This is a genomic window from Shewanella chilikensis (assembly GCF_002836945.1).
Taxonomy (GTDB): Bacteria; Pseudomonadota; Gammaproteobacteria; order Enterobacterales; family Shewanellaceae; genus Shewanella; species Shewanella chilikensis.
The window spans coordinates 84,009-100,744 of the sequence record NZ_NIJM01000003.1 but is presented as its reverse complement, the minus strand read 5'-3'; the positions used below and the strand labels follow the sequence as shown (position 1 = coordinate 100,744).

The 16,736-nt window shown below is 52.7% G+C and carries 16 protein-coding genes; 1 reads left to right on the top strand and 15 read right to left on the bottom strand.

Annotation, left to right across the window (positions count from 1 at the left end):
- Positions 1-2: 2 nt before the first annotated feature.
- The 10 genes from CX651_RS20065 to CX651_RS01800 all read right to left on the bottom strand — a co-directional run bounded on the left by CX651_RS20065 (position 3) and on the right by CX651_RS01800 (position 10,375).
- A complete protein-coding gene (locus CX651_RS20065; RefSeq protein WP_101053034.1) occupies positions 3-236 on the bottom strand; it encodes a hypothetical protein in 234 nt (77 codons plus the stop codon).
- Between the two features lie 370 nt (positions 237-606).
- Positions 607-1,362, bottom strand: a complete 756-nt coding sequence (locus tag CX651_RS01840) for an SDR family oxidoreductase (RefSeq protein ID WP_025009790.1) — start codon at positions 1,360-1,362, stop codon at positions 607-609.
- A 10-nt stretch (positions 1,363-1,372) separates the two neighbouring features.
- Complete coding sequence (mmsB, locus tag CX651_RS01835; RefSeq protein WP_101053032.1) at positions 1,373-2,272, bottom strand: 3-hydroxyisobutyrate dehydrogenase; 900 nt, start codon at positions 2,270-2,272, stop codon at positions 1,373-1,375.
- Between the two features lie 41 nt (positions 2,273-2,313).
- Positions 2,314-3,426 carry an enoyl-CoA hydratase/isomerase family protein gene (locus CX651_RS01830; RefSeq protein ID WP_096141349.1) on the bottom strand — a complete coding sequence of 371 codons (1,113 nt, stop codon included), beginning with the start codon at positions 3,424-3,426 and terminating at the stop codon, positions 2,314-2,316.
- A gap of 13 nt (positions 3,427-3,439) precedes the next feature.
- Positions 3,440-4,213 carry an enoyl-CoA hydratase gene (locus tag CX651_RS01825; protein WP_071475957.1) on the bottom strand — a complete coding sequence of 258 codons (774 nt, stop codon included), beginning with the start codon at positions 4,211-4,213 and terminating at the stop codon, positions 3,440-3,442.
- Positions 4,214-4,250: 37 nt separating this feature from the next.
- Positions 4,251-5,408, bottom strand: a complete 1,158-nt coding sequence (locus tag CX651_RS01820; RefSeq protein WP_101053030.1) for an acyl-CoA dehydrogenase family protein — start codon at positions 5,406-5,408, stop codon at positions 4,251-4,253.
- Between the two features lie 123 nt (positions 5,409-5,531).
- On the bottom strand, positions 5,532-7,025 hold the full coding sequence (locus CX651_RS01815; protein ID WP_101053028.1) for a CoA-acylating methylmalonate-semialdehyde dehydrogenase: 1,494 nt from the start codon (positions 7,023-7,025) through the stop codon (positions 5,532-5,534).
- Positions 7,026-7,149: 124 nt separating this feature from the next.
- Positions 7,150-8,331, bottom strand: a complete 1,182-nt coding sequence (locus CX651_RS01810; protein ID WP_101053026.1) for a thiolase family protein — start codon at positions 8,329-8,331, stop codon at positions 7,150-7,152.
- A 634-nt stretch (positions 8,332-8,965) separates the two neighbouring features.
- Positions 8,966-9,910 (bottom strand): homoserine O-acetyltransferase MetA, encoded by a 945-nt coding sequence (gene metA / locus CX651_RS01805; RefSeq protein ID WP_101053024.1) that lies wholly within the window; start codon positions 9,908-9,910, stop codon positions 8,966-8,968.
- A 51-nt stretch (positions 9,911-9,961) separates the two neighbouring features.
- Positions 9,962-10,375 (bottom strand): YbaY family lipoprotein, encoded by a 414-nt coding sequence (locus tag CX651_RS01800; RefSeq protein WP_101053022.1) that lies wholly within the window; start codon positions 10,373-10,375, stop codon positions 9,962-9,964.
- Between the two features lie 117 nt (positions 10,376-10,492).
- Between CX651_RS01800 and CX651_RS01795 the strand changes: the two genes are divergently transcribed.
- A complete protein-coding gene (locus CX651_RS01795) occupies positions 10,493-11,239 on the top strand; it encodes an SDR family NAD(P)-dependent oxidoreductase (protein WP_101053020.1) in 747 nt (248 codons plus the stop codon).
- A 100-nt stretch (positions 11,240-11,339) separates the two neighbouring features.
- On the opposite strand, the gene ompW is transcribed toward CX651_RS01795, so the two are convergent.
- From ompW to CX651_RS01770, 5 genes are all read right to left on the bottom strand, one after another.
- A complete protein-coding gene (ompW, locus tag CX651_RS01790; protein ID WP_071475960.1) occupies positions 11,340-12,020 on the bottom strand; it encodes an outer membrane protein OmpW in 681 nt (226 codons plus the stop codon).
- A gap of 497 nt (positions 12,021-12,517) precedes the next feature.
- Positions 12,518-13,132, bottom strand: a complete 615-nt coding sequence (locus CX651_RS01785; protein WP_101053016.1) for a nucleotidyltransferase family protein — start codon at positions 13,130-13,132, stop codon at positions 12,518-12,520.
- A gap of 61 nt (positions 13,133-13,193) precedes the next feature.
- Positions 13,194-13,307: a cytochrome bd-I oxidase subunit CydX gene (gene cydX / locus CX651_RS01780; RefSeq protein WP_039032771.1), complete on the bottom strand. Its 114-nt coding sequence runs from the start codon at positions 13,305-13,307 to the stop codon at positions 13,194-13,196.
- Positions 13,308-13,319: 12 nt separating this feature from the next.
- Positions 13,320-14,459: a cytochrome d ubiquinol oxidase subunit II gene (gene cydB, locus CX651_RS01775; RefSeq protein WP_101053015.1), complete on the bottom strand. Its 1,140-nt coding sequence runs from the start codon at positions 14,457-14,459 to the stop codon at positions 13,320-13,322.
- A gap of 16 nt (positions 14,460-14,475) precedes the next feature.
- Positions 14,476-16,050, bottom strand: a complete 1,575-nt coding sequence (locus tag CX651_RS01770; RefSeq protein ID WP_101053013.1) for a cytochrome ubiquinol oxidase subunit I — start codon at positions 16,048-16,050, stop codon at positions 14,476-14,478.
- Positions 16,051-16,736: the final 686 nt, after the last annotated feature.

The window sequence follows — 16,736 nt, the reverse complement described above, 5'->3', positions numbered from 1 at the left end:
TCTTATTTTTTCTTATTTTTATATCTGGCAAAGAACCACTGCAACACCCTGTACTGCTGCAAACTGGATAATCCAAAAAAGATGCAGATCCAAGGTGAAAGCAAATAGTACCAGGTGATGGGTTCAGTGGAGCGACCGCTGAGAAGCAGATAGAAGAATCCAAAATAGATTACCATGACACCCGCGATTCCCACCAGCAAAAGCAGGCGCTTAATCTGTTTCTCCAACCAATGCATGGGTGAGTGTCGTTACCTCTGGTACTTTTAACTTTTATTAGGGAGATTGTTCAATCCGGGACAAGAATTGTCAACGTCTGTAATACAAAGCGGACAAGTATCTCCCCCTCACAATTGCAGAATGATAACTTTTGCAAGAACCTGGCACGTTCACCAGTTTTATCCCGCTCACTGGCCAGAAGTACATGGGGTCAGAGAAGATATTCACCAACTTATCGCCGTCGTTCACATGGAGCTGCAACCCAGCTTGGCAAAAGAGCGTTAAACGCCCCAGCCTGGTGGAGGAAGAAAACATCATCCCTGTCCTTGTTTAAAACGCGGTAAAGAACAGGGATGATATCTATTTTGGCCTTGATCTCAACGCATTGAATTACAGGCGGATACCGCCGTCAATTTCAAATACCCGGCCATTGACATAGTCGTTTTCAATGATGAATTTAACTGTCGAGGCGATTTCAGCGGCATCACCCAAACGGCCGACCGGTACCATTTTCTCCAGACGCTCCAGCGCTTCCGGTTTCATGGCGGCGGTCATTTCGGTGGCAATAACCCCGGGGGCAACAGCGGCGGCCCTGATCTTGTAGCGCGCCAGCTCTTTGGCCCAGCCCACCGCCATGGCAGCGACACCGGCCTTGGAGGCGGCATAGTTGCTCTGCCCCACATTGCCGGCTCGAGCCAGGCTGGAGATATTGATGATCACCCCTTCCTGGCCAGAGCTTATCATGGCGGCGGCGGCTTCACGGCCACAGAGGAAACTGCCGCTCAGGTTTACATTAATAACCGATTGGAACTGCTCCAGCGACATACGGTCTGTCACCTGGCCCTCTTTGGCTTTGATCAGCATGCCGTCACGCAAAATACCCGCGTTGTTTACCAGCACATTGAGCTGACCAAAATCTTCCAGAATGTACTGAAAGGTTGCCATCACATCTTCTTCATCTGTGATATCTACAGCATAACCCTGCACTTCGGTCTCGCCCATCAGGGCACAGGCTTGCTCCAGACGGTCCTGATCCACATCGATCAGCGCCAGACGGGCACCGGCTGCGGCCAACTCCTGCGCCATCGCCAGACCCAGTCCACCGGCTCCACCTGTGATGGCGACTACCTTACCTTTTACATCCATTGGGTTATCCTTATTTCTCTTGCTTGAATTGTTCAAAAATACTGGAAAAATCGCGACGACCATTGCCCTTGCGGGCATGATTGACATAGAGGCTGCGCGCCAGTGCGCCCATGGGAGTGCTCGACTGGCTGGACAGCGCTGCTTCCTGGGACAGGCCGAGATCCTTGACCATAAGATCCACCATAAACCCGCCCTGATAGTCATTGGACGATGGTACGCTTGGCATCACCCCGGGACAGGGGTTGTATTTCTCCAAGGTCCAGTTGCCGCCGCTCGAAACTTTCATGATATCTGACAGCACCTTGGGATCCAAACCATTATCTATCCCCAGACTCAGTGCCTCGCTGGTACCTACCATCAAGACAGACAACAGCATGTTGTTGCAAATTTTGGCAACCTGACCGGCGCCGGCACCGCCTGCATGGAAAATATTGGCGCCCATGCACTCGAGAACAGGTTTAGCCTTGGCAAAACCTGCGTCGCTGCCGCCGCAGATAAAGGTCAGCGTACCGGCCGCGGCCCCAGCGGTGCCACCGGAAACCGGCGCATCAACAAATTCAAGCCCTTTGGCGGCCGATGCAGCCGCCACAGCGCGGGCGCTGTCGGCATCTATGGTAGATGAATCGATAAGTAAGGTCCCCTCGGCCACAACATCCAGCAGCCCTTGCTGCTGCTCGCTGCCGAGGTACAGGCTACGCACATGCTTGCCGGCCGGCAACATGGTTACCACCACATCGGCACCCGCCGCTGCGCCACAGGCGCTCTGGGCCGTTATAGCTCCCTGCTCTGCCAGGCTCTGCATCGCCGCCGGTACCAGATCGAATACCCGAACAGTCATCCCGGCCTTGATCAGGTTAACCGCCATCGGCCCACCCATGTTGCCCAAACCAATAAAAGCCACTGTTGTCATCTGTTTGCTCTCCCTGTTGGAATCTTGTTTGCCGGCATCTGTTACAGATCGGCTAATGGGTGTTCATGTTCAAATGGTGACTCGAGCAAGGCAGATACCGCATCTTGCGGTGCTATCTTGCCCTTGCCGTAACGCCAGTTGGGATTACGGTCCTTGTCGATAAGCAGCGCCCTGACACCCTCACAAAAATCACCTATGGCGCAGCAGTTGAGGCTGAGCCCCAGCTCGAAGCGGAAACAATCCGCCAGGCTCATGTCAGTCCCAAGCCTTGATTGCTCGTAGGCCAGCGCCCAGCTAAGCGGGCTGCCGCTCAGCATGGTGTCACGGGCACGCTGCAACCAACTCTCTTGGGTTTCCAGGGCCTGCATCTTGGCGAGAATTTCGGCCATATCTCCGGTCATCAGCTCATCAATCTGGGCCTGATGGCCCTTCAAGCGACTGCTGCCGGGACGCTCTTCACTCTGGGTTTCCAGTTCATTGAGCAGATCATGCAGCTTCTGCTGGTTGAGACTGGTGTTATTGCCCCAGTTCACCGTCGCCATGGCATCGAGCATGCGCTCTTTATCCGTTGAGGCCAGAAAATGATTGCCAATGCCGGTATAACGGGCATCGGCCGCATTCATATTGTAGGCGGTCAGGCCGAGAAACAGCCCAGTCTTGCCCGGCATGCGGCCGAGAAAATAGCTGCCGCCGACATCCGGGTAAAGGCCTATGGTGACCTCAGGCATGGCGATGCGCGAACGCTCGGTCAATACTCTGTGGCTGGCACCTATCATCAGCCCCAGCCCCCCACCCATCACTATGCCGTCGCCCCAAACCAATACCGGCTTGCCGAAGGTGTGCAGCTGAAAGTCGAGCCGATACTCCTCTTCGAAAAACACCCGGGCTTCCTGGGTGTAACTGCCGGGATTGGCCTGCTGCGCCTGATACAGCGCCCGTACATCACCACCGGCGCAGAAGGCTTTATCGCCGCTGCCGTCGAGGATCACGCAGGCAATCTGTTCATCCTGTTTCCAGGCAGCTAACTGCTTGGCCAGCAAACGCACCATGTTGAGATTCAGTGCATTGAGTGCTTTTTCCACATTGAGTGTGGCCACACCAATCAGCTTGCCGCTGGCGGTTCCCAGGGTCTGAAATACCACTTCATGACTCATATCACCGCCCTCCTTATGCGTTTTTCCAGTTGGCTGCGCGCTTCTCCAGGAAGGCATTGACCCCTTCTTTCTGATCTTGGGTGTCAAACAGAGCCACAAACAGCTCACGCTCCAGCGGCAGCGCCTGAGCTCTTGGCATATTACGTCCGGCCTGGATCAACTGCTTGCAAACGGTCACGCTCGATGGGCTCTGCTTGGCAGCCTTGGTCGCCAGCGCAATGGCAACGCTCAGGGCCTCACCCTTACCAACTACCTCTTCCACCAGGCCAATCTCACGGGCCTTGGCGGCATCGATTCGCTCACCGCAAAGGATCATCCGTTTGGCCCAGCCCTCACCAACCAGAGCGGTCAGATTCTGGGTACCGCCGGCGCAAGGCAGCAGACCGACTGTGGCCTCGGGTAATGCCAGCTGCGCCTGCTCTTCGGCGATACGGATATCACAGGCCAATGCCACTTCCAAACCGCCGCCCATGGCATAACCGTTGATGGCGGCAATAGACACACCGCGAAAGGCGCTCAGGGTTTCAAATGCTTCGCCAAAACAGCGTGCCATGGTGGCGGCATTGCCTTTATCACCATCGGCAAACAGCTTGAGATCGGCGCCGGCCGAGAAGAATTTCTCCCCTTCCCCTGTCAGTACCAAGGCATAGATATCGGGATCATTGTTGAGCTCTTCCACCTTGAGGCGCAGTTCATTGAGGCTCTCGGCCGTCCAGGTGTTGGCCGGTGGATTGTTGATGGTCAGAACAGCCGTGTGGCCTTCGATATGCTCAATCAAAAAAGACATGAATGACTCCTTGCAATTCGGTTAAATGGGTTTGGCCTTAGAGGATCTCGCCGGCATGCTCATCCAGCAGACGACGGGCGATGATAAGGCGCATAATCTCATTGGTTCCTTCCAGGATCTGGTGTACCCGTACATCACGGAAATGTCGCTCCAGTGGGTATTCGCGGATGTAGCCGTAACCACCGTGAATTTGCAGCGCGCTGTCACACACGGCAAACCCTATATCTGTGGCAAAACGCTTGGCCATGGCGCAATAAGCCGTGGCTTCGGGATCGCCGCTGTCCAGCTTAAATGCCGCCAGACGCACCATCTGCCGCGCGGCGACCAGTTCTGTGGCCATGTCGGCCAGCTTGAACTGCAGCGCCTGGAAGGCGGCCAGTGGTTTGCCGAACTGCTTGCGCTCATGCATATATTCAGTGGCGCGCTCAAGTGCAGCCTGAGCGGTACCCACAGAGCAGGTGGCGATATTGATGCGGCCGCCATCCAGGCCCTTCATGGCGAAGGTAAAGCCCTGGCCTTCCTCACCCAACAGATGATTGACCTGCACCCGCACGTTTTCAAAAGTAATGAGTCTGGTTGGCTGGGCGTTCCAGCCCATCTTGTCCTCGGCCTTGCCGTAGATAACACCCTTGGCGTCAGCCGGGATGGCAATGGCCGAAATTCCCTTGGGGCCGGCCTCACCGGTGCGGCACATCACCACCAAAAGCTCGGTGGCGCCGGCGCCCGAGATAAACATCTTGGAGCCGTTAATCACATACTCATCGCCGTCGCGCTCGGCGCGGGTGGCAAGTGAAGCAGCGTCACTGCCTGAACCTGGTTCGGTCAGGCAGTAAGAAGCCAGCTTGCTGCCTGTGGTCAGCGCTTCAGACCACTCGGCCCGCAGACTTTGCTGGCCCCAGGTCGTCACCATCCAGGTGGCCATGTTGTGAATGGTCAGCATGGCTGTGGTGGCAGTGCAGCCCTTGGCCAACTCTTCAAAAATAATCGAGGCATCCAGACGCGACAGGCCCATACCGCCTTCCGACTCGGGAGAATAGAGTGAGCAGAATCCCAGCTCCCCGGCTCTTTGGATCACGTCTTTGGGAAAGTGATGCTCCTCATCCCATTTGGCGGCAAATGGGGCCAGTTCATCGGCGGCAAACTGGCGGGCCAGCTCGGCGAATTGGCGCTGATCTTCGTTGAGATTGAAATCCATGCTTGACTCCTGTGCGCAGATCTCTGCGTCTTGCGGTGATCCGGTGATGCCGGATCTCTTGTTATTTACTGTTGCGATTAAAAAGGGGCACCGGCCATTGCCGATGCCCTTGGGCTCACACTGTTACTTGAGGGCGATAGTCATGTTGGGACCAGAGGCGATATCAGACTCGAACCAACGGCTGGTGATGGTCTTGGTCTCTGTGTAGAAACGCACCGCCTGCTTGCCGTAGGCGTGCTGATCGCCGTAGAAACTGCCCTTCCAACCCGTGAAAGAGAAAAATGGCAGCGGCACTGGAATGGGCACGTTGATACCCACCTGACCCACTTCGATTTCATGCTGGTACTTACGCGCCGCGGCGCCGCTGGCAGTAAAGATAGAGGTGCCGTTGCCGTAAGGGCTGGCGTTAACCAGCTCAATGGCATCTTCCAGCGACTCGGCTTCCATACAGCAGAGCACAGGGCCGAAGATCTCTTCCTTGTAGATGCTCATGTCCGTGGTTACCTTGTCGAACATGGTCGGGCCAACCCAGTTGCCTGACTCATAACCGGGTACTGTGCAGTCGGAACCATCGAGCAGACACTCGGCGCCTTCGGCCTTGCCCTCGGCGATAAGCTTGAGCACCCGCTCTTTGGCGGCCGGACTGATGAGTGGGCCGTAACCGGCTTCCTTGTCATCCCAAAGACCGGGACGCACCTTGGACAGGGCTTCTTTCAGCTCAGGGATCCACTCTTTGGCGGCGCCGACAAACACAGCGACCGACAGCGCCATACAGCGTTGACCGGCAGCGCCAACCGAGGCACCCACCAGGTTATTGATCACTTGCTGCTTGTTGGCATCAGGCATGATCACGCAGTGGTTCTTGGCACCGGCAAAGGCCTGCACCCGCTTGAGGTTGTCAGTGCCTGTCTTGTAGATGTACTGACCCACGCCCACAGAGCCCACAAAGGAAATCGCCTTGATATCCGGGTGAGACAGCAGTACATCAACCGCCGCTTTATCACCGTGAACCAACTGCAGCACGCCCTTGGGAGCCCCGGCCTGTTCGAACAGCTCCACCAGACGCTGCGGCGTCATTGGGTCCTGCTCGGACGGCTTGAGGACGAAGGTGTTGCCGCAGGCGATAGCCAGCGGGAACATCCACAGCGGGATCATCGCCGGGAAGTTGAATGGCGTAATCCCGGCGCAAACCCCCAGCGGCTGAGTGTAGGAGTAGGTATCTATGCTGCGGGCCACGTTCTCAACCGTTTCACCCATCAGCAAGGAGGCGATGTTGCAGGCATGCTCGGCCACTTCGATGCCGCGCCAGACATCGCCCTTGGCATCTTCAAAGGTTTTACCCGTTTCCTGAGCCAAAATGGTAGCCAGCTCATCATGGTGCTCTTTCAAAAGGTGCTGATAACGCAGCATTACCCGAGCACGCTCGGAAACAGCCACTTCCTTCCAGCTCTTGAAGGCTTCCTTGGCGCTGGCGATGGCGCGCTCAACTTCCGGCTGGGTCGCACAGTTGATAAAGGCGATGGTTTCATTATTGGCCGGATTGGTAACATTGATCTGCTTGCTGCCGGAACCGTTGACGAATTCGCCATCTATGTAGTGCTTGACTTGTGTGCTCATAAGAATTCCTTGTAGGTAGTGGGACGACGCACCTACAGCTCTTGTGGCTGCTTTTGATGGCGCCGTGTCCTGTCTTGTTGATTACTTTAATTTGGTGCCGGCCGCTGTCGCGGCCGACTGGATATCAGATCTCAATCGCCATGGCAGTGGCTTCACCGCCACCTATGCACAGCGATGCCATACCACGCTTGAGGCCTCTGGCCTTGAGCGCATGAATGAGAGTCACCAGCAGACGGGCGCCGGAGCAACCTATCGGATGACCGAGCGCACAGGCACCGCCATTGACGTTGACCTTGGCGGCATCCAGCCCCAACTCGCTGATGGCCAACATGGTCACCATGGCGAAGGCTTCGTTGATTTCGAAAAGGTCGACCTCATCCTTGCTCCAGCCGGTTTGTGCCAAGAGTTTTTGCATGGCACCCACGGGCGCCGTGGTAAACATGGCCGGCTCTTGGGAATGGGTAGCATGACCCTTGATGGTGGCCATCACTGCCAGCCCCAGGTTTTCGGCCTGCTCACGGCTCATCAGCATCAAACTGGCGGCACCGTCGGAAATCGAACTGGAGTTGGCGGCAGTAATGGTGCCGTCTTTGGCAAAAGCGGGCCGTAGCGCCGGGATCTTGTCAGGGCGGGCATTGCCGGGCTGCTCATCGGTATCAATCAGAGTATCGCCGCGGCGGCTGCTTACGGTTACCGGGACTATCTCCTCCTTGAAGGCACCTGAGGTGATGGCTGCATTGGCTTTTTCCAGTGAGCTCAGGGCGAAGGCGTCCATGGCTTCACGGGTCAGGCCAAAATCGTCGGCGGTTTTCTGGGCGAAGGTTCCCATGGCGCCCCCTGTATAGGCATCTTCCAGCCCATCGAGGAACATATGATCCAGCACCTTGCCGTGGCCCATGCGCATGCCGCCGCGAGCCTTATCCAGCAGATACGGCGCCTGACTCATGCTTTCCATACCACCGGCAATCACGATATTGGCACTGCCGGCCTTGATAAGATCGTGCGCCAGCATCACGGTTTTCATCCCTGAGCCGCACACCTTGTTGACTGTAGTTGCGCCAACAGACTGGGGCAAACCTGCCCCCAAAACCGCCTGTCTGGCAGGGGCCTGACCCAGACCAGCCGGCAATACACATCCCATCAGCACTTCATCGACCTGTTCGCCCTTCACTCCTGTGGTTTCCATCAAGGCCTTAATGCTGGAAGCCGCCAGCTGAGGAGAAGGCACTGTGGAAAGACAGCCCTGAAAACCGCCCATGGCGGTTCGTTTGGCGGCGACGATAACAATATCCTGAGGACGACTCATTGTTGACTCCCTTGTTGGGCACCCAAACACCGGCCCAACAGTAGGCCGGCGGTGTTAGGTGCAGCAAATTTGCACTCTGTTGCTGCCACTTTGACGTTTACGCGAACGTAAGGCAAGTACTAATTAGTCTAATACAGGCTCCGTTTATAGATATTTTTGTCAGGGAGGATTTACAGCAAGATGACAGCTTGTGCCCTGAAAGAAAGCCAAAACACTGCGGCTTAGAAAATATTAGAGAAGGAAATATCAGTTTAAGGAAGCAAAAGCCGTAGAGGCTGACGCCATCTGGCTTGATATAAGCTAAGCCCTTTAGGACTTAGGGAAGGTGCCAATAAGTCCTAGTGGCACTCTGGCTTACACAGCAATTGGCGTTCAAGGCATCTGACTGAAGGCATGCCGGGGCCTGGCGAAGTCGGATAACGCAGAGAGCCGGTTGCTGTGAAAGCCCCGAAGGGCGTGGCTTACAGGCCTGCCTGCTGTGTTGTGCCTCTAGCAAAGGACTCGGGCCATTTGCTGCGAACCACGCCTTGCATCCAGGCCCGTAAGCCGGCGCAGAGCACACATGGGACTTGTTCGCACCTTCCTTGAGTCACAAGACTGCGACTCCCGCCAACAAAACATTTGGTGTTGCGGCTCAGCTACTCTGTTCCCAGGGCGTAATAGCACTGAGATCCGATAAGTCATAAGGGGTCAACTGGTAGACATAATAGTTGAGCCAGTTGCTCACCAACAGACTACCGTGACTATACCAACGAGCTATCGCTTCAGCCTCTGGGTCATCGTTGCGGAAATAGTTTTGCGGGATCTTGGGCGCCAACCCGGCCGCCAGATCTCTTTGGTACTCATCTTTAAGGGTCGACTTGCGATACTCTGGATGCCCCATCACAAACAAGTTGCGATTGTCCTTACTGATCACCAGATAGGCACCGGCTTGGTCTGACTCGGCCAGCACTGTCAGTTCGGGATGCGCCTTAAGCTCATCCACATCCATCTGGGCATAGCGGGAGTGCGGAGCATAAAACTCATCATCAAAGCCGCGCATTAAGGGCACATGGGCGCGAATACGCCTGTGCTGATAAACCCCGGAGCATTTTTCAGCGAGGATCTTACGCTCGAGTTGATATAGGTGATAAAAACCGGCGTGGGCCGCCCAGCAGAGAAACAGTACCGAGGTAACATGCTCCTGTGACCAATCGATAATTTCGCGGATATGATCCCAGTAGGTGACCTCCTCGAAATCCAGCTGTCCCAGGGGGGCGCCTGTGATGATCAGGCCGTCATAGTTGCGATGGCGTACATCTTCAAAGTCACGGTAAAAGGTATTGAGATGATCGCTCGGCGTATGTTTCGACTCTTTGTCGTGGATCCTCAGCAGGTCGATATCCACCTGCAACGGAGTGTTGCCCAACAGCCGCAGCAACTGGGTTTCTGTCTCAATCTTGTTGGGCATCAGATTGAGGATCAACACCTTCATCGGCCGTATATCCTGCATCGCCGCCCGGCTCTCGGACATAACGAATATATTCTCCGACTCAAGAACGCCGGCGGCTGGCAGGTTATCGGGTATTCTTACGGGCATAAAGCGCCTCTCCTGAACTTTCAGGGCAAGGCGCTTGGCTTGATATACCTGTTAGCGCCCTACCTTTTGCACCATGACGGATACCGGCTCAACCTTGTCGATATTGACAGGATAGGCCTGGGTATTGATAAAGAGTAAGTCATCCTTGAGGGTGATCCTGGCACTGACACTGTAGCTGTGGCCACTCTGGAACTGATCCCGGGCAAGAATGAACTTAAAAGGCGTTGGGCTGGTCACGCTGTCACGCTGAATAACCGCCAGCACTTCTGCCGGAGCATCCGCCTTGGAAACGTCCTGAACCTGAACCGTCAATACGGCTTCCGGTGGCAGGGCAATGCGCTCGCGGTACCAGACATCGCCATCAATTTCGACTGTGGCATTCGGGGTCGCACAACCTGTGAGTGCCATCATTCCTGCTACGGCCGCCATCATTGGCAAGCGCAGCCAGTTGCCTGTCATTTTCATTGCTAGCTCCTAATCATACACAAAGACTTCTGGATGTCTATACATCCAAGTTTAATCATTGAGAACCTGTGAGGATAATCCTATCATAGGACTCCATTTTTGAGTTCAAATATCCTTATGACACAAGCAACTGCGATTATTGTGGGCGCCAGCTCACTCCTCAGCCGTGAAATAGCCCGCCGCCTGGCCGATGAAGGCACTAAACTGGCATTGCTGGCACAGGATCCCGACTCATTGAAAGAGTTTGCCGCCACCCTGGCAACCGAGGCTCAAGTGTTTGGCCTGGACATAGATAAACCGCAAACCTTGATAGCCGAGCTGGAACAGATTTGGCAACAGTTGGGGGGGGCACATCTGGTGTTGGTCAATACCGGACTCAACTCCTATCATCCGGATCTGCCCTGGCAGCTTGAAGATGAGATCATCAGTGTCAATGTCCGTGGCTTTGCCGCCGTCTGCAACACAGCTTTCAGGCTGTTTCGCGAACAGGGTTATGGCCAACTCGCGGCTATCAACTCCATTGCCGGTCTTCGCGGTGGCCCCAGCGTGGCTTTTCATGCCTCCAAAGCCTTTGGAATGAACTATCTCGAGGGGTTGTCCATGCATGCCCAAAGGCTCAAGCTACCGATCACCATTACGGATATTCAATTGGGATTGCTGGATAAAGCTGCGCTGCAACAAAGTAAGCTGTGGTTATCACCCGTAGATGTGGTTGCCGGGCAAATCATCCGCGCCCTGCAAAAAGGCAAACGCCGGGTCTATGTCACCAAACGCTGGGCGACGGTTGCCTGGCTCACCAAACTGCTGCCCGAGTTCATCTATAACACCCGCCATTGGAAGGTGAAGAAACGCAAGGGGCAATAGAGATAAAATAAACTTCTTATTGTTTTTCATAAAAAGGCGCCGGAGGCGCCTTTTTTTATGGTTGAGAGCTCTTGGGTTGGGAGCTTGCGCTTGGAAGACGTTAGAAAGTGTAACCTATGCTGACCATATAGACCCAAGGATCGATATCGGTTTCGATAGTCACAGCAGCAACTTCACTATTGCTGGTGCCATAGTGATAGTTGAACTTAACATCAGTACTGATCTCGGCATACCAAACTGAAGCGTTCACCAACCAATTATCATTGATTTGATAATCCAGACCCACTTGCGCGGCCCAGCCCCAAGAGTTACTCATACTCAGATCCGAGAGTTTGCCACCGACATCATTGGTAAATTCATTGTCGAAGAAATTGGTGTAGTTAACACCGACACCCACGTAAGGACGCAGCTTGGACTCGGCATTACCGAAATAGTACTGGGCTACCAAGGTAGGTGGCAGGTGTTTGGTTTCGGCAATCTTGCCCAGCTCTCCGAGAGAAACATCATGGCTGAATGGGGTCGCGGCCAGCAGTTCGATACCAAAGTTATCTGTCAGCATATAACCAAAGTTCAGACCCAACTGGGTGTTATTGTCCACACTAAAGGTGCCAAGGTTTCCCAGATCCGGGGTAACAACATTTTGGCTGGATTCATCCGGGGCGACTACAACGGCACCGGCACGAACGATAAAGTCACCGGCCTTGTGAGCCAGCGCAGGGGCAGCAACAGTGGAAAAAAGGGCAGCGGCAATCAATCCTGATACGATATTTTTTTTCATCATCTCACTCCGTAGCGACAACACAGCGCTTTGTTTTTTATTACATCCATAACAACTGAGGCCACACTGCCAGATTTAACCCTTCACATTTTTGATCTGCATCAAGCGTTTCGAGTGATACCCAGTTTGAGATAGCACAAGCGCGAAACAGATCACACAAACTAAAGATTTATTGATATTGCACCTTTAAATTAAGTGAGCCAGCTCAAAACTTCACTATCCCTAAAGTGAAATAAAAGTACATTTTTCGAACAGACGCGCCCAAGCGAAAAGCAACCAAAACTTAACAACTGGTGTCAGATATAAATGCTGAAAAATGTTCTTTAAGCGGTACTTTCAACTAAAACATGTCGGAGAGATCAACGAATATTTGAGAACAGAAATCAAAAATGGAGGCCACTCGACAGAAGATATTCATCTGCAATAACGGCAAGCCAATTGTTCAAGTGAGGAGGGATTCAACGAAAATAATGGAGCCACAGGCGTTTGAGTGTGTGAGCCTAGAACAATGTTTCGAGTAATGGAGTTTTTAATAACGGATTCTTTAATAACGGATAGTCTGCCAACCAATTCTTGGCCTTGAGCCGACTCTCAAACACCCCAGGAGTGCTCTTGGGGTTAGGGCTGAGTTCCAGCGCAAATAAATGGCCGAGCGGGAATAGGTTAAGCAGTTGCAGCTCCCCTGCCCTCAACCTGACAGCCAACGCGGTTTGCTGCTCAGGCCAATAACTCATGGCATCAGACACTGAAGCATAAGGCTGATGATTGTTTTTGAGGTGCATTCTGGCCTGGTTCTTTACCGACCAAGGTAAGTCGAGCGCGGCGACCAACTTGGCCTCATAGGCCTTGTCGGTGACTTCCGAGGTGTCGTTTGGCTCATAGTAGATCACATCTATATCGCTGAGCCTGGATACAGTGCCGTGCAACTTGTCCCACACCAGGTTACGAACAAACCCCGCCGCCAGCCAGGCATCAATAGGCCCAAGGTTTGCAACACACTCAAGTGCCTGCATCCGCATCCTGTCTTGCTTGAGCCAGTTTTTGATCAGCTCGACTGCCTCGGTTTCGCTGACCTGCTGCGGCCCTCTCGACTCAAGCTTATCATTTGCCACCATAGCCCCCTTAAAAAGACAAAAGCCCCCGCAGAGCGGAGGCCTTTGAGTTTAACTCAAGCTATCACTTATCTTCAGTATCTCTATCCATGTTCTCTGTATTTTCCAGCCAGAGAGCATTGATGATGCCGAAAGAACAAGCCAATAAAATGCCGAGTATCCAAGTGAAATACCACATAATTCAGGCTCCTTAGTACAGTGATGCGCTGTTGTTTTCAATGTGCTTGCGATTCAAGCGACCATACATCTTGAAGTAGGTCCAACAAGTATAACTAAGCACAATAGGAACAAAGATAATTGCCACCCAAGTCATAACGTTCAGTGCCATCTGGCTGGCAGTAGCATCCCACATGGTCAAGCTGACGTTAGGATCCAGTGATGAAGGCATCACGAATGGGAACATAGCTGCGCCGCAAGTCAGGATAATACCGGCAATGGCCAGTGAGCTGAACAGGAAGGCAAAACCACTACGGCCGAAACGGCTGGTCAGCAGTACCAAGGCAGGTGCCAACAGGCCCAGTGCCGGGAACAACATAGTTAATGGATACTTGTCGTAATTGGCCAACCAGGCACCGGCAACCACTTCAACTGTCTTCTGTGTTGGGTCAGATACTGCGTTAGTATCCAGAGCCGAAGTCACCACATAACCGTCGATGCCGGTAGCCAGCCAAACACCGGCAGCCCCGAACAACACGATCAGCAGCACAGCAGTTAACTGAGCGGCAGCAGCGGCGCGATTGCGTAGCTCACCTTCTGTCTTCATCTGCAGCCAGCAAGCACCCTGCATCATGAACATACAGGCACTGACCAGACCGGCCAGCAAGCCAAAGCCATTAAGCAGACCCAGCAGGCCGCCATCATAATGGGCACGCATATATTCATCAAAGCTGAACGGAACACCTTGCAGCAGGTTACCAAAGGCAACACCTATGATCAGTGGCGGTACAAAACCGGCGACAAACAAGGCCCAATCCCAGCTCTTGCGCCAGCGTGGGTCTTCTATCTTGGAGCGATAGTCAAAACCCACAGGACGCAGATACAGCGCCAATAACACTAAGATCATGGCGACATAAAAGCCGGAGAATGATACGGCGTACACAGTTGGCCAGGCGGCGAACAAAGCACCGGCACCGGTAATCAACCATACTTGGTTACCATCCCAATGAGGAGCAACCGTGTTAATCATGATCCGACGTTCAGTGTCGTCTTTACCGAGGATTGGCAACAAGGCACCAACCCCCATATCAAAGCCATCGGTCACAGCGAAGCCAATAAGCAAAACGCCAACCAACAACCACCAGACAAATCTTACTATTTCATAATCAAACATAATGAAATCCCTCTGCTCAGGCTTCTAGTTTTTCAAAGTGATAACGGCCGGTCTTGAGACTGCTGGGACCCAGGCGCGCAAACTTGAACATCAGGAAGAGTTCGATAACCAGCAGCACAGTGTAGAACAGAGTAATGCTGATGATACTGAACCAGAGATCACTCACGGTCAGACTGGATGCAGACACAAAGGTCGGCAACACTTCTGAAATAGTCCAAGGCTGGCGACCATACTCAGCTACAAACCAACCACACTCGATGGCAATCCAAGGCAGAGGTAAGCTGTAAAGCGCGGCCTTGAGGACCCACTTCTTCTCTTCAATCTGGTGACGAGTGCTCTGCCAGAATGCGGCAGCAAACACCACTAACATCACAACACCCAGGGCAACCATGATACGGAAACTCCAGAACAGTGGTGCAACACTTGGGATAGAATCCAGCGCGGCAGCCTTAATCTGTTCTTCGGTGGCATCAACCACTTTGTCTGTGTAACGCTTCAGCAGCAGGCCATAACCCAGATCAACTTTCTGCTCTTCAAAGGCTGCGCGAACCGCAGGGTCTTCTTCAATAGCAGGGTCGGCTTTGGCGGCACGCAGCTGCTCAAGCAAAGCATAAGCCTTCATACCGTTACGGATACGAACTTCGTGTTCCGCAACCAGATCCTTGATACCTGTCACTTCTTCATCAATAGAGCGAGTGGCGATAATACCCATGGCGTATGGGATCTTGATGGCATAGTCGGTATGCATAGTTTCCTGATTAGGGAAACCAACGGCAGTAAAGGCTGCTGGAGCAGGTTCTGTATGCCATTCAGCTTCGATTGCGGCCAGCTTGACCCGCTGAGCTTCACCAACCTTGTAGCCGGATTCGTCACCCAGAACGATAACGGACAGAATAGAAGCCATACCGAAGCTAGCTGCAATAGCGAAAGAACGGCGGGCAAAAGGTAAGTCACGCTTCTTGAGGATGTAGTAGGCACTGATAGCCAGAACAAACATGGCACCAGCCACATAACCGGAGGCCACAGTGTGGACAAATTTAACCTGTGCAACAGGGTTGAGTACCACGTCTGCGAAACTGGTCATTTCCATGCGCATGGTTTCATAGTTGAACACGCTACCCACAGGGTTTTGCATCCAGCCGTTGGCAACCAGGATCCACAGCGCAGACAAGTTACTTCCCAAGGCCACCAACCAGGTTACTGCCAGGTGTTGACGCTTGGAGAATCTGTCCCAACCGAAGAAGAACATACCCACGAAAGTGGATTCCAGGAAGAATGCCATCAAACCCTCGATGGCGAGAGGAGCACCAAAAATGTCACCCACATAGTGTGAGTAATAAGACCAGTTGGTACCAAACTGGAACTCCATTGCCAGACCTGTGGTAACCCCCAGGGCAAAGTTAATACCAAAAAGCTTGCCCCAGAATTTGGTCATGTCCTTGTAGATCTGCTTATCAGTCATCACATAAAGTGATTCCATGATTGCCAGCAGAAAGGCAAGACCCAAAGTCAAAGGAACAAACAAGAAGTGATACATGGCTGTCAGCGCAAATTGAAAGCGCGATAGCTCAACGACTTCTTCAACTATCATTTGTGACTCCTTACATGGTGCTCCGCCCACTGCCTTTAGATCCCCATCAAAGACAGCAGGAGGTGAGTTGGATAGCTTAGTTCATTAATTTCTTATCTACCCGGAAACCCGGATAAACCACCCAAATGATTCGCCTTGCCTCTCCCTTGCCTTCCAAAGGCTCAAAAATCGGCTTTTTCCAGCCAGAGCGAGAGGCGAATCACGCTTTTGCAGACTTATGCGATCAGCATCAGCATTTGCCAGTGTTCTAATATTTGCAAATTATTTAATATCAGTCACTTGCGCTATTAGTTCAGCTAAGATTTGCCCTGATTTTATACCACTTGAATTTGACGCAAATCAATCAAACTCCGGCCTTTAGCTGGGTTTTGCGGTAAGGGACACAGGCACCAAGAAAACAGCTTGACAAGCCACAAGCAATATGCTAGAGACTTTACAGCAATACAACATAACCTCACTTTTTGGCAGTTTCAGAAAAATTTAAACAAAAACATGGCAAAATAAACTTTTTAACAAATCTGCAAGTTAAATATGCTAACGATAAAAATTAAAGCCCAAACAAACATAACGTCAACAAATTGTTTTAATTGGTAAAAAATAATAAAAATAAAATAGATAAAAAACACAACCAAATAAGGCATTAGTTTTACTAATCTTATTATGTATTATTTCTCGTTTGATAAGCT